This window comes from Calidifontimicrobium sp. SYSU G02091 (assembly GCF_022631395.1).
GTDB classification, from domain to species: Bacteria; Pseudomonadota; Gammaproteobacteria; order Burkholderiales; family Burkholderiaceae_C; genus Calidifontimicrobium; species Calidifontimicrobium sediminis.
Map to the genome: position 1 here is coordinate 28,536 of NZ_JALBGB010000004.1, position 12,761 is coordinate 41,296.

13 protein-coding genes are annotated in these 12,761 nt (G+C 73.6%); 4 read left to right on the forward strand and 9 right to left on the reverse strand.

What is annotated here, in order from left to right; genetic code table 11:
* Positions 1-14: 14 nt before the first annotated feature.
* The 4 genes from MOJ79_RS03970 to MOJ79_RS03985 all read right to left on the reverse strand — a co-directional run bounded on the left by MOJ79_RS03970 (position 15) and on the right by MOJ79_RS03985 (position 4,555).
* Positions 15-989: a P1 family peptidase gene (locus tag MOJ79_RS03970; protein WP_241922960.1), complete on the reverse strand. Its 975-nt coding sequence runs from the start codon at positions 987-989 to the stop codon at positions 15-17.
* A gap of 5 nt (positions 990-994) precedes the next feature.
* Positions 995-2,134 (reverse strand): HD-GYP domain-containing protein, encoded by a 1,140-nt coding sequence (locus MOJ79_RS03975; protein ID WP_241922961.1) that lies wholly within the window; start codon positions 2,132-2,134, stop codon positions 995-997.
* A gap of 100 nt (positions 2,135-2,234) precedes the next feature.
* Positions 2,235-3,350 (reverse strand): acyl-CoA dehydrogenase family protein, encoded by a 1,116-nt coding sequence (locus tag MOJ79_RS03980; RefSeq protein WP_241922962.1) that lies wholly within the window; start codon positions 3,348-3,350, stop codon positions 2,235-2,237.
* Between the two features lie 2 nt (positions 3,351-3,352).
* Complete coding sequence (locus MOJ79_RS03985) at positions 3,353-4,555, reverse strand: acyl-CoA dehydrogenase family protein (protein WP_241922963.1); 1,203 nt, start codon at positions 4,553-4,555, stop codon at positions 3,353-3,355.
* Positions 4,556-4,665: 110 nt separating this feature from the next.
* On the opposite strand from MOJ79_RS03985, the gene MOJ79_RS03990 reads away from it, so the two are divergent.
* The 4 genes from MOJ79_RS03990 to MOJ79_RS04005 all read left to right on the forward strand — a co-directional run bounded on the left by MOJ79_RS03990 (position 4,666) and on the right by MOJ79_RS04005 (position 8,245).
* On the forward strand, positions 4,666-5,895 hold the full coding sequence (locus tag MOJ79_RS03990) for an SUMF1/EgtB/PvdO family nonheme iron enzyme (RefSeq protein WP_241922964.1): 1,230 nt from the start codon (positions 4,666-4,668) through the stop codon (positions 5,893-5,895).
* Positions 5,896-6,000: 105 nt separating this feature from the next.
* Complete coding sequence (locus MOJ79_RS03995) at positions 6,001-6,714, forward strand: ABC transporter permease (RefSeq protein WP_241922965.1); 714 nt, start codon at positions 6,001-6,003, stop codon at positions 6,712-6,714.
* Complete coding sequence (locus MOJ79_RS04000; RefSeq protein ID WP_241922966.1) at positions 6,711-7,427, forward strand: ATP-binding cassette domain-containing protein; 717 nt, start codon at positions 6,711-6,713, stop codon at positions 7,425-7,427. Before MOJ79_RS03995 ends, MOJ79_RS04000 begins: the two co-directional genes overlap by 4 nt.
* A gap of 47 nt (positions 7,428-7,474) precedes the next feature.
* A complete protein-coding gene (locus MOJ79_RS04005; protein WP_241922967.1) occupies positions 7,475-8,245 on the forward strand; it encodes a substrate-binding domain-containing protein in 771 nt (256 codons plus the stop codon).
* A 13-nt stretch (positions 8,246-8,258) separates the two neighbouring features.
* On the opposite strand, the gene MOJ79_RS04010 is transcribed toward MOJ79_RS04005, so the two are convergent.
* From MOJ79_RS04010 to MOJ79_RS04030, 5 genes are all read right to left on the reverse strand, one after another.
* Positions 8,259-9,386 (reverse strand): substrate-binding domain-containing protein, encoded by a 1,128-nt coding sequence (locus tag MOJ79_RS04010; RefSeq protein ID WP_241922968.1) that lies wholly within the window; start codon positions 9,384-9,386, stop codon positions 8,259-8,261.
* 40 nt (positions 9,387-9,426) lie between these two features.
* Entirely contained in the window at positions 9,427-9,828 is a 402-nt protein-coding gene (locus tag MOJ79_RS18940; protein WP_259374314.1) for a 2OG-Fe(II) oxygenase family protein, read from the reverse strand.
* A gap of 5 nt (positions 9,829-9,833) precedes the next feature.
* A complete protein-coding gene (locus MOJ79_RS04020) occupies positions 9,834-10,826 on the reverse strand; it encodes a porin (protein ID WP_241922970.1) in 993 nt (330 codons plus the stop codon).
* Between the two features lie 163 nt (positions 10,827-10,989).
* Positions 10,990-12,078, reverse strand: coding sequence for an FAD-dependent oxidoreductase (locus MOJ79_RS04025; protein ID WP_241922971.1), 1,089 nt, complete (start codon positions 12,076-12,078; stop codon positions 10,990-10,992).
* Positions 12,075-12,752: a TIGR04282 family arsenosugar biosynthesis glycosyltransferase gene (locus MOJ79_RS04030; protein ID WP_241922972.1), complete on the reverse strand. Its 678-nt coding sequence runs from the start codon at positions 12,750-12,752 to the stop codon at positions 12,075-12,077. The genes MOJ79_RS04025 and MOJ79_RS04030 overlap by 4 nt, the downstream gene beginning before the upstream one ends.
* Between the last annotated feature and the right edge of the window lie 9 nt (positions 12,753-12,761).

The window sequence follows — 12,761 nt, forward strand, 5'->3', positions numbered from 1 at the left end:
CGTTTCGGGTGCCGCTACAGCGGCCCGCCGAGGTCGCGCTCGGCCGGCAGCCCCGGCAGCCCGACGGCGTGGCGCACCGCGTTGAGCACGGCCTGCGCGACGGCGTCGGCGGCCAGCGCGCCGAGCAGCGCGACCGGCGCGCTGCGGCCCGCGGCGCCGGTGGCCAGCGCGAACAGCGTGTCGCCGTCGGTCGTCGTGTGGCACGGCTGGATGCAGCGCGCCAGCCCGTCGTGCGCCATCGTCGCCAGCCGCTGCGCCTGCGCCTTCGTCAGCACCGCGTCGGTGGCGACGACGCCGATCGTCGTCGCGAGCCCCGGCTGCGGTGGCGCGGGCCAGTCGCCGCGGCGCAGCGCGTCGGCACTGCGCAGCAGGTGGCGGCCGTCGGCGGTGCGCGCGCCGGCCACCGGCTCGCCGGTGGCGGGGTCGACGACGTCGCCGATCGCGTTGACCGCCACCAGCGCGCCGACCGTGAAGCCGCCGGCCGCGACCGATGCCGTGCCGATGCCGCCCTTCATCGCACGCGCCATGCCCCAGAGCTTGCCGACGCTGGCGCCGGCGCCCGCGCCGACGTTGCCCTGCGCCGGCGGCTGCGTGCTGGCCGCCTGGCACGCGTCGTAGCCGGCCTGCGCGTCGGGGCGGATGCGCGCGTCGCCGATCCACAGGTCGAACAGCACCGCCGCCGGCACGATCGGCACCCGCGCCGTGCCGAGCACGAAGCCGTGGCCGCGCTCGTCGAGCCAGCGCATCACGCCGCTGGCGGCGTCCAGACCGTACGCGCTGCCGCCGGCCAGCAGCACGGCGTGCACCTGCTCGACGAGGTTCTCGGGGCGCAGCAGGTCGGTCTCGCGCGTGCCGGGCGCGGCGCCGCGCACGTCGACCCCGCAGGTCGCGCCGGCCTCGCACAGCACGACGGTGCAGCCGGTGGGGCGCTGCGGGTGCGTGAAGTGGCCGACCCGGATGCCGGCGACGTCGGTGATCGCGTCGCGCATGGCGTTCACTCGACGAGGATCAGGCCGTAGACCTGCTCCGGGTACACGCGCGCGACGCCGGCGGGCATCGGCACCCCCTGCACGATCGCGTCGGCCGCTGCCGAGGTGTCGACAGTGCGGCCGACGCTGCCGCCGGCCAGCACGCGCACCCACGGCCCCTGGCCGCCGCTGGCGCGGCGCGTCACGACGCCGGTCTCGCCGGTCTTGAGCTGCACGACGCTGCCCGGCGGGTAGACACCGAGCACGCGCACGATCGCGGTCGACAGCCGCTTGTCGGGGTCGGCGAGGAAGACGTCGCGCGTGGCCAGCCTCGGCGCCATCGCTGGCCGGTGCGCGCGCGGCGTGAGCTTGGCCATCAGCATGTCGGCCAGCCGCAGCAGCTGCGCGGCCTCGCACGGCGCCGCGACCTTGCGCGGGTATCCGCCGCCGCCGAGCTCCTCGTGGTGCTGCTCGACGGCGGCGAGCCACTCGTCGTCGGCCACGCCGATCGTGCGCAGCAGCTGGGCGCCGGCCAGCGGGTGCCGCTCGATCGCCTCGCGCTGGCGCAGGTTGGGCGGGTCGCGCTGCTCGGCCAGCTGCGCCTGCAGGCGCACGATGGCCACGTTCATCGTCAGCGCCGCACACGCGAGCGACTGCACGCGCGCGTCGTCCCAGCCAAGCTGCCGCGCGGCCAGCGCCGCGAGCGACGCCGTGTGCAGCGAGTGCGTCAGTGCGTACAGCGCGAAGCGGCGGTCGTCCTGGCGCACCGCCATGAACAGCGCGACGTCGGGGTCGCGGTCGAGCAGCGCCTGCGCGCGGCGCCACAGGTCGACGACGTCGTGCGGCGCCGCCAGCTGGCCGGCCAGCCGCTGCAGCGTCGCGTCGAGGTCCCACACCAGCCGCTCCCAGCGGTGGAACAGCGTCGGCGGCGCGGCTGCCGGCGCCGCGTTTGCCGCGCGCACGGCCTCGACGCGCTCACGCTCGGCCCACGCGCCGCGCTCGTGCAGCTGCTCGAACTGGCGCTCGGTCGCCACCACCTGGCCCTCGCCGAGCAGCAGGCGCCCCTGGGCGTCGAGCAGGCGAAACGGCAGCACCGCGCCGAGCTGGATCAGGTCGCGCAGCTGGTCGATCGGCACGCGTTCGTGGGCGGGGTCGGACGACGTCATCGGGATGCGCGGCGGCCTCGCGCGAGGCCACGGCCTGGGCACCGATTGTGCGGCGCCGCGCAGCGCCGCACACCGGGGGTCGGCCCGGGGGCCGCGGCGCTCAGGCGAAGACGCCGGCGGTGTCGGTCATGCGCGCACTGACCTCGCCGAGGTGGTGCAGCGTGTCGCCGAACGTCATCTCGAGCACCGTCAGCCGCTTGAAGTAGTGGCTCGCGACGTACTCGTCGGTCACGCCGATGCCGCCGTGCAGCTGGATGCACTGCTGGCCGACGAAGCGCATGCTCTGCCCGAGCTGCACCTTGGCCTGCGACAGCGCGCGGCGGCGCGCGGGGGGCTCCTCGCCGAGCTTGAGCGTCGCGTAGTAACTCATCGAGCGCGCGAGCTCGAGCTGCATCTTGACGTCGGCGATGCGGTGGCGCAGCGCCTGGAAGCTCGCGATCGGCACGCCGAACTGCCTGCGCGTGTTCATGTACTCGACGGTGACGGCCACCAGCCGGTCCATCAGCCCGACGCCTTCGGCGCACGCCGCCGCGATGCCGACGTCGACCGCGCGCTCGAGCATCGCGGCGCCGTCGTGTGCCACGAGCGCGGCCGGCGTGTCGGCCAGCGTCAGCTCGGCGGCGCGTGCGCCGTCTTGCGTCGGGTAGCCGCGCAGCGTCACGCCCGGCGCGTCCTTCGGCACGAGGAACAGGTGGATGCCGCTGGCGCTGTGCGCCGGCACGACGAAGGCGTCGGCCTCGTCGCCGGCGGGCACGACGCTCTTGGTGCCCGACACCGTCCACCCGCCGCCGACCGCGACGGCGCGCGTGCCGATCTGGTCGAGCCGGTAGCGCGCGCCGCGCTCCTGGTGCGCGAGCACGACGAGCGCCGAGCCGTCGGCGATCCTGGGCAGCCACTGGGCCTTCACGTCGGCGTGCGCGTGCGCGAGCAGCGCCGGCGCCATCAGCGCGCCCTGTGCGTACGGTGCATGCACGAGGCCGCGGCCGAGCTCCTCCATCACGACCATCGCTTCGACCGGGCCGAAGCCCATGCCGCCGTGGCCCTCGTCGACCGCGAGACCCGTCAGGCCGAGCCCGGCGAGCTCGGCCCAGACGTCGCGCGCGAAGCCGCCGGCCTTGGCCAGCGCGTGGCGGCGCTCGAACGTGAAGTCGCGCTGCACCCAGCGCGCGACCGCGTCGCGCAGCGAGTTCTGCTCGTCGGTGAAGTCGAAGTCCATGGTCAGCTCCCGAGCACGGTCTGGGCGACGATGTTGCGCTGCACCTCGTTGCTGCCGCCGTAGATCGTCGTCTTGCGGTAGTTGAAGTACATCGCCGTCAATGGCGCGCAGTGCGCCGCACCGCCCGGCCACAGGCCGCCGAGCGCGTGGTCGCCCTGCCAGCCGGCGTCCATCGCCTCGCGGATGAAGGGCACCGCGTACGGCCCGCCAGCGAGCATCATCAGCTCGGTGTAGCGCTGCTGGATCTCGCTGCCGCGGATCTTCAGCAGCCCGGCGATGTCCAGGCTCTGCTTGCCGCTCTTCTCGGCGCTGAGCACGCGCAGCACCAGCATCTCGAGGGCGACGATGTCGACTTCGAGCAGCGCGACCTGGTCGCGAAAGCGCACGTCGTCCCACAGCCCCTCGGCCTTCGCGATGCGCTTGAGGCGCTCGAGTTCGCGCTTGGCACGGTTGACGTCGGCGATGTTGGTGCGCTCGTGCGCGAGCAGGTACTTGGCGTAGGTCCAGCCCTTGTTCTCCTCGCCGACGAGGTTCTCGACCGGGACCTCGACGTTGTCGAAGAACACCTCGTTGACCTCGGGCTCGCCGTCGAGCAGCACGATCGGCTTGACCGTGATGCCCGGGCTCTTCATGTCGATCAGCAGGAAGCTGATGCCCGTCTGCGGCTTGCCCTCGGTCGACGTGCGCACGAGGCAGAAGATCCACTCGCCGTACTGGCCGAGCGTGGTCCACGTCTTCTGGCCGTTGACGATGTACTTGTCGCCGCGCCGCTCGGCGCGCGTCTTCAGGCTCGCGAGGTCGCTGCCCGCGCCCGGCTCGCTGTAGCCCTGGCTCCACCAGACCTCGCCGCTGGCGATGCCGGGCAGGAAGCGCTTCTGCTGCTCGGGAGTGCCGAACGCCATGATGACCGGCGCGACCATCACCGGCCCGAACGGCACGACGCGCGGCGCCCCTGCGAGCGCGCATTCCTCCTCGAACAGGTGGCGCTGCACCGCGTTCCACCCCGGGCCGCCGAACTCCTTCGGCCAGCCCCAGCCGAGCCAGCCCTTCTTGCCGAGGATCTTGGCCCAGCGCTGCATGTCGTCGCGCGTCAGGCGCAGCGCGTGGTGCACCTTGTGGCTGATGTCGGGCGGCAGGTTCTCGCGCACCCACTGCCGGACTTCCTGGCGGAAGGCCTGCTCTTCGGCGGTGAAGTTCAGGTCCATGCGGTCTCCTCGCGGCGATGGCAGCCGGCGTTTTAGCACGCCCGTTCGCCGGCGGCTGTCGGCGTCGCGACAGTGCCCGGCGCCGGGCGCGTTGTCGCTATGCTGCGCCGATGGCCGCCCCGGGTGCCGACGACCCCGTCACCGTGCTGCGCCACGGCAGCGCGGAGGCGCTGTCGCTCGCGCTGATGCGCGCGCGCAACCGCACGCTGCAGTGGCTCGCGGCGTTCGAGGACGCCGGCGCGTTGCGCCTCGTCGAGGTCGACCGCTTCAGTCCGCCGGCGTGGCTGGCCGGCCACGCCGGCTGGTTCCAGGAGTGGTGGATCGCGCGCCACGTGCAGCGCGGTCGCGGTGACGCTGCCGACGCGCAGTCGCTGCGGCTGGCGTCGATCGAGCCCGACGCCGACCGCTGGTGGCACCCGCAGGCCAGCACCCGCGCCGAGCGCTGGGCGATGGACCTGCCGCTCGACGAGGCGCTGCGCGCGTGGCTGATGGCCACCTTCGAGACGACGCTCGACCTGCTCGCGCAGACCCCCGACGGCGACGACGCGCTGTTCGTGTTCCGCGCCGCGCTGTGGCACGAGCACACGCTGGACGAAGCCTTTGCCGAGCTCGCGCAGGCGCTCGACCTGACGCCTGCCGTGCTCGGCGAGCTGTGGCCCGAGCCGCCACAGCGCGCGGCGCGCGCAGCGGTCGCGCTGCCGGCGCGGCGCTGGACGCTGGGCAGCGGCCGCGGCGGCTTCGTGCCCGAGCTCGAGAAGTGGGCGCACGATGTGGCGCTGCCCGCCACCGAGATCGACGCGCAGCCGGTGAGCTGGGCGCAGTACGCCGAGTTCGTCGACGACGGCGGCTACGACGAGCGGCGCTGGTGGAGCGACGCCGGCTGGGCCTGGCTGCACGCGCACGTGCACGAGCACGGCCCGCGCCTGCCGCGCTACGTCGAGCAGATACGCCGCGGCGTGCTGCTGCGCGACCGCGGGCGCGTCGTGCACGCCGCGGCCACGCAGCCGGTGCGCCACGTGACCTTCCACGAGGCGCAGGCCTGGTGCCGCTGGGCCGGGCGCCGGCTGCCGACCGAGGCCGAGTGGGAGCATGCGGCGTGCGCGGCCGCGTCGCGCGGCTTTGCGTGGGGCGACGTGTGGGAGTGGGTCGCCGACCGCGCGCAGCCGTACCCCGGCTACGCGCCGGGCGCGCTGGCGCGGCCGCAACCGGCGGCCGCGCAGGCCGTGCTGCGCGGCGCGTCGTGGCTCACCGCGCCGGCGCTGCGCCATCCGAAGGCGCGCCGCTTCGCCGACCCGGCGCGCGACCAGGGCTTCTGCGGCTTCCGCTCCTGCGCGCTGTAGCGCGTCGCGCCTGCGGTGCGGCCCCTATGCAGCGGCCGACATATCGCGGCGCGCGCGCGCCGTGGCCAGAATGCGCGCCTTGCGCCACGACTCGCGTCCCGGTTCTTGAGTGCCTTCACCGACAGCCTGCGCACCGCAGCGGCGCTGATCGCCGGCGCCGACGAGTCGCTGCGCGAGATCGTCGTGCTGTCGCTGCAGGTCAGCGGTGCGGCCAGCCTGCTTGGTGCGGCGATCGGGCTGGTCGCCGGCGCGTGGCTCGCGGTGGCGCGCTTCCCCGGCCAGCGCGCGGTCGTGCTCGCGCTGAATACGCTGCTCGCGCTGCCGCCGGTGGTGGTGGGGCTGACGGTGTACCTGCTGCTGTCGCGTGCGGGGCCACTCGGTTCGCTCGGGCTTCTGTTCACACCGACCGCGATGGTCATCGCGCAGACGATCCTCGTGCTGCCGCTGGTGGCGGCGCTGGCGCGCCAGCTGGTGGCCGACGCGATGCGCGGCAACGGCGAGCAGCTGCGCTCGATGGGCGCCGGACCGTTCGCGAGCGCGGCGCTGCTGCTGGTGCACGAGCGCGCGGCGCTGCTGACGATCGTGCTCACCGCGTTCGGGCGCGCGATCAGCGAGGTCGGCGCGGTGATGATCGTCGGCGGCAACATCGCCGGCGTCACGCGCGTGATGACGACGACGATCGCGCTCGAGACGAGCAAGGGTGACTTGCCGCTGGCGCTGGCGCTCGGGCTGGTGCTGCTGGGGGTCGTCGCACTCGTCAACCTCGGCATCGCCGGCGTGCGGCGCGTGCAGCTCGCGCAGGAAGGGCGGGCCGCATGACGGGCGCACCGCTGATTGAGCTCGAGCACGCGACGGTGCGCTTCGGCACGCGCGTCGCGCTGCACGACGTGACGCTGGCGGTGCGTGCCGGCGAGCGCATCGCGCTGGTGGGCGCCAACGGCAGCGGCAAGACGACGCTGCTGCGGCTGCTGCACGGCCAGCTGCAGCCGCACCTGGCCAGCGGCGTGCGCCGCACCGCGCGCGGCGCCGACGGCCACGAGCCTCGGCAGGCGATGCTGTTCCAGCGCCCGTTCCTGCTGCGCCTGTCGGTACGCCGCAACGTCGAGCTCGCGCTGTGGCTGGTCGGCGTGCGCGGCGGCGAGCGGCGCGAGCGCGCGCTGGCGGCGCTCGCGCGCGTCGGGCTGCGCGCCGAGGCCGACCGCCCGGCGCGCGTGCTCTCGGGCGGCCAGCAGCAGCGCGTCGCGCTCGCGCGCGCGTGGGCGGTGCGCCCGCAGGTGCTGTTCCTCGACGAACCCACCGCGAGCCTGGACCCGCACGCCCGGCGCGACATCGAGGCGCTGGTGGCCGAGTTCGCCGCCGAAGGCATGACGGTGGTGATGAGCAGCCACCACCTCGGCCAGGTCCGGCGGCTGGCCAGCCGCGTGATCTACCTCGAGCAGGGGCGGCTCGTCGTCGACCGGCCCACCGCCGGTTTCTTCGACGACCCGCTGCCCGACGAGGCGGCGCTGTTCCTGCAGGGCGAGTTGCCGTGAGTTGCAGTCGTGGGGTTCGACGCGCGCTGCTCGCCGCACTCGCAGCCATGGCGCTGCACGCCGGTGCCCAGCCGCGCTTCATCGTGCTCGCGTCGACGACGTCGACCGAGCAGTCGGGGCTGTTCGCGCACCTGCTGCCGCAGTTCACGCGCGCCACCGGCATCGGCGTGCGCGTCGTCGCACTCGGCACCGGACAGGCACTCGACGTTGCACGCCGCGGCGACGCCGACGCGGTGCTCGTGCACGACGTCGAGGCCGAGGAGCGCTTCGTCGCCGAAGGCCACGGCCTGCCGCGTCGGGCGGTGATGTTCAACGACTTCATGCTCGTCGGCCCGAAGGCCGATCCGGCCGGCGCGCGCGGCGGCGACGTCGCGGCGGCGCTGGCGCGCGTTGCGGCAGCGGGCGCGCCGTTCGTCTCGCGGGGTGACCGCAGCGGCACGCACGCGGCCGAGCGGCGCTACTGGCAGGCCGCCGGCGTCGACCTCGACGCGAGGAAGCCCGCCGGCTACCGGGAATGCGGCTGCGGGATGGGACCGGCGCTGAACATCGCCGCGTCGAGCAGCGCCTACGTGCTGGCCGACCGCGGCACCTGGCTGAACTTCCGCAACCGTGCCGACCTCGCGATCCTCGTCGAAGGCGACCGGCGGCTGCTGAACCCGTACGGCGTCATCGTCGTCAACCCGGCGAAGCACCCGCACGTCAGAAAGGACCTCGCGCAGGCCTTCGCCGACTGGCTGGTGTCGCCGGCCGGACAGGCCGCGATCGCGAGCTACCGCATCGGCGGCGAGCCCGTGTTCTTCCCGAACGCCAGCCCGTGAGCGTCGGCCGCGCTCAGCCGGTGCCGCCCGCCGCACTGCGCCGCGACGTGCGGTAGCGCCACCACGGCAGCGCCTGCGTCAGCGACAGCACCTGCCCGGCCTGCGGCGACGGTGCGTAGCCGGGCAGCGCCGCCAGCGCCTGCGCCCAGCCGGGGGAGGCGAGCACGTCGCGCAGCGCGCGCACCGCAGGCGAGTCGAGCGCGTCGGCCAGACACACGAGGTGGTAGTCCTCGTCGGCGAGCGGCACGAAGTCGAGCCCGGCGGCGCGCGCGGCCGCCTCGACGCCGGGGCCGACGTCGGCCTCGCCGTGCGCGATCGCGGCGGCCACCGCGACGTGCGTGTCTTCGCAGCGGCCGCCGTAGCCGGTGATCGTCGCCGCGTCGAGGCCGGCGTCGTGCAGCAGGTGGTCCATCAGCAGCCGCGTGCCCGAGCCGGGCTGGCGGTTGACGAAGCGCCAGCGCTGCGCCGCGACGTCGGCCAGCGATGCGGGCTTGGGAGTCAGGCCCGGGCGCATCATCAGCCCCTGCGTGCGGCGCAGCGCGCCGATCAGCTTGTGCCGCCCGGGCTGGAGCAGCGGTTTCAGCGCGGCGGCGAACACCGGCGAGCCGCCGGGCAGCGCCGGCACGTGGAAGCCCGCGACCGTGCAGCGCCCATGTGCGAGCGCGCGCAGCGCATCGACGCTGCCGGCGAAGCGCAGCCCCAGGTGCAGGCCGCACGCCGCACACAGCTCGCGCAGCACCGGCAGCGCGAGGTCGTGGCTCGCGAACACCTCGAGCACGAGCTGGCGCTCGTCGAGCGCGAGCGCGCGCACGCGCTCGAGCTCGGCGCGCAGCGCCTCGATGTGCGGCGTCATGCGCACGCGCGCGGCGCGCTCGGCCGCCAGCAGCCGCAGCGCGAACGGCGTCAGCCGCGCCGGCTGTCCCTTGGCCCAGTGGACGAGCGGCTGGCCGAGCACGTCCTCCCAGTGCTTGAGCGCACCCCACACGTGGCGGTACGACGCGCCGAGCGCGGTGGCCGCGTGCCGGATCGAGCCGTGCGCGTGCACCGCGCCGAGCAGGTCGAACAGCGGGTTCTCGATCTCGGCGCCGCGCTGGCCGCGCGACTCGAAGCTGTACTGCAGATGCACGCCGGGGGTGCGCATGCCCCGATTCTGGCCGCGCGTGGGGCGGTTCAGGACGCCGTCACGGCCTGGCCATCACGGGTTGCACGTTGGACGCGATGCTGATGCGTTCGTCGCACTCGCACTCGTCGACGCCGTGCTCGAGCCAGCTCGGGAAGATCACGAGTTGCAGGTCGCGCTGCTGGACACGGATCAGCTTGCGCGACGCCGGTGCGTCCGGCTTCGCGCTGTCGAGCGGGAGGTCTTCCATCAGGACTGCCGGACGGGGATCGGTGAAGTACAGCGCACCCGCACCGGGCGGGCGCGCGAGGCTATTCGACGACGCGCTGGGCACGTGACCCTCTGGATAGCCTTCTTGGACGCTACCGGCGGACTCAAAAAAAGCCACGCGACAAATGTCGCGTGGCTCTTTGTTATCACATAGATCACACAGACAGCGACCCAAGGCCGCTGCCGTGTTCATAAGGGTCAGAACGTGAAGATCACGCCGGCGGCGAAGCCCGTCGCACTGTCTTTCGTGGTCAAGGGGATCGGCTGATCCGAGTTCCACTTGCCGTACTCGGCGTACAGGTACGTGCCCTTGAAGATCTCCGTGTTCGCGAACACTTCCCACGACGTGATGCCGCCAAGCAGATCCTGGTTCTTGTGGAAGATCGCGCCAACGTTGACTTTGCCGATCGGTGCGACGGCACCGATGCCCCAGCCCTTTCCGGCACCGTCGTTATCAACATCGCCTGCGTTGGCGTAGCTCACCATCGCCTTGGCGACCCCAAAGTCCCAGCTCCCGGCCACCGACCAGAAGTTTTCGCCGCCATCGACGCGCGACTGTTCGTAGGCGGCGGCCACGGCCAGCGGACCGGCCACATACTTCAGACCCAGGCCGAAGAAGGCCTGGTCATTGTTAAAGCCAGAACCGACCGAACCGCCGTTCTCCGGAGTGAAGCCGATTTGCGCGGTGAAGCCGCCCATGTTCGGCGTGATGTACTGCAGCGAGCGGTCAACGCGGCCGCGGTTGAATGCGCCGATGGCCGAATACGCGCCCGACGACACGCCGTTCGACGCACCGTTGAAGTCGAAGTCGATCATCGTCTGGAACGGCACCGAGTCCTGGCGGCCCAGGCGGACCTCACCCCAGCTGCCCGAGAAGCCGGCCCACATCTGACGGCCGAAGAATGCGCCGTTCAGGTCGCCGTCGCTCTGGATGCCCGAGGTCTCGAGGCGGAAGTTGACCTTCGTGCCGCCGCCGACGTCCATCGAGCCCTTGAGGCCGACACGGCTGGTCGAGTTGCCTTCGCTCGAACCGTTGTCGCCGCCCGAGTGGAAGTCGGCGTCTTGGTCATCGAGGTCTGCAGCGAGGCTCTTGCCGTAGCTCAGGTCGATCAGGCCGTACAGCGACACTTGCGCTTGCGCGGCACCGGCCATCGCCATCAGCGCGGCGGCCGAAATCAGGGTTTTCTTCATTCGGGATACTCCGATCAGGGTTAAAGACGGGGGGCGAGTCTACCGTCACGGTTTCGTCATTCGTGACCCCCCAGTTCCAATTCGTTGCGCGGATGCAACGACAACGGCCGTGATGGCGGCGTTCGCTCAAGCAAGGGACATGCCGCCAGAGGTGTGCCCCTGATCACGTGCCGGCAGCGTGAGCGAAGCGGCGCACGAAGCGGCGGTCGATGCGGTCTTTCCAGCGCCAAGCCCAAGCGCCTTCGGCACTCCAGCGGCCCCAGGCGGCCACCGCGCGGCCGTCGGCGGTGGCCAGCAGCGCGAGGTGGCGGCGCTGCGGCACGTAGCTGCGCGGCCCGCCGGCGCCCAGGGCCGCCCGCAGGTTGTGCACCAGGATGGGGCCCATCCGCACCGCGTAGACCCCGGCCTTGGGCAGTGCAGGCACCCAGGCGGCGCAGTCACCGACCGCATGCACCTCCGGGTGCGATACCGAACGCAGGTGGTGGTCGATGCGCACGAACCCGGCGGCATCGCAGGCCAGCGCGCTGGCCGCGGGCCAGGCATGCGCCAGTGCGCCGGTGGCCCACAGCACCAGCTCGCCGGGCACGACGGTGGCCGGGTCGAAGGCCGTGCCGCACTTGATGCGCACACCGGCATGCTCTAGCGCGGCGCGCACGCGCCGCGCGGCGCCCGGGGCCATGCCGGGCAACAGGTCGGTGCTGCGCGTGACGAGGCGCGCCTTGATCGGCCGGTGCGGCCGCAGGGCACGCAGCCGTGCGACGACGGCCAGCACCGATTCGACGCCGGCGGCGCCGCCACCGACCGCCGTGACCGCCAGCGGCCAGTCGGCGGTGGCAAGCTCGGCGAGCACGGCGTCGTAGCCCTCGCGCAGCCTCGCCAGCGGCCGCAGCGGCAGCACGATGGCGCCGTCGATCGGCGGCGGTTGCAGCGTCGAGCCGATGTTCAGCGACAGCACGTCGTAGCCGAGGCGGGCGCCGTCGGCCAGCGTCACTTCGCGGCGCGCGGCGTCGAGCGCCACGACCTCGCCGGCAACGAAGCGCGCACCGGCCGCACGCGCAAGCGCGGCGAAGTCGATGCCGATCTCGTCGAAGCGGTACACGCCGGCAAGCCAGCCTGGCACCATGCCCGAGTACGGCGCGAACGCGCCGGGGCTGACGACGGTGACCTCGACGCCCGCCAGCGGTGCGCGTGCCCATTCGAGCAGCACCTGCGCGTGCGCGTGGCCGGCGCCCACCAGCAGCAGGTGCCTCATCGCTGCCTCGCCGTGGCCTCACCGTCGCTCCATGGCCGCGTCGCACCCGCGACGTCGGCACCTTCGGCGAGCCACGCCGGCGGCAGGTGCGCGAGGTCGGTGGGCTCGTCGACGTCGGCCACCGGCGGCAGTTCGGCGTGCGTCCAGCCGAGCGCGCGCAGCCGCGCGCGGGTGGCGGCCATCACGTGCGGTGTGCTCCAGGCGATGCCGTCGAACAGCGCGCCGGCGGCGCGCCTGACGCCGACGAGCGCGTAGCCGCCGTCGAACGCCGGCACGAAGACGGCGTCGTGGGTCGCGAGCGCCTCGGCGGCAGCGCGCAGCATCGCGGCGTCGAGCGCCGGCGCGTCGGTGCCGATCAGCAGCGCGCAGCCATCGGTGGCGACGGCGCGGCCGAGCGCGCGCGCCATGCGCGCGCCGAGGTCGCCGTCGCCCTGGTCGCTCCATTGCAGCGGCAGGTGGCGCCAGGCGTCGAACGTCACGTCGGCGGCGGTGGGTGCGGCGCACAGCTCGACCGGCCCGAGTCCGGCAGCCAGCGCCTGGGCCAGCGCGTGGTCGAGCAGCCGGTGCGCGAGGCGCGCGGCGCCTTCGGCGCCCAGCGCCGGCGTGAGCCGCGTCTTCGCGAAGCCGGCGCGCGGGGCCTTGGCCATCACGATCACACGGCAGGGTGCAGGCATCGGCGCGGT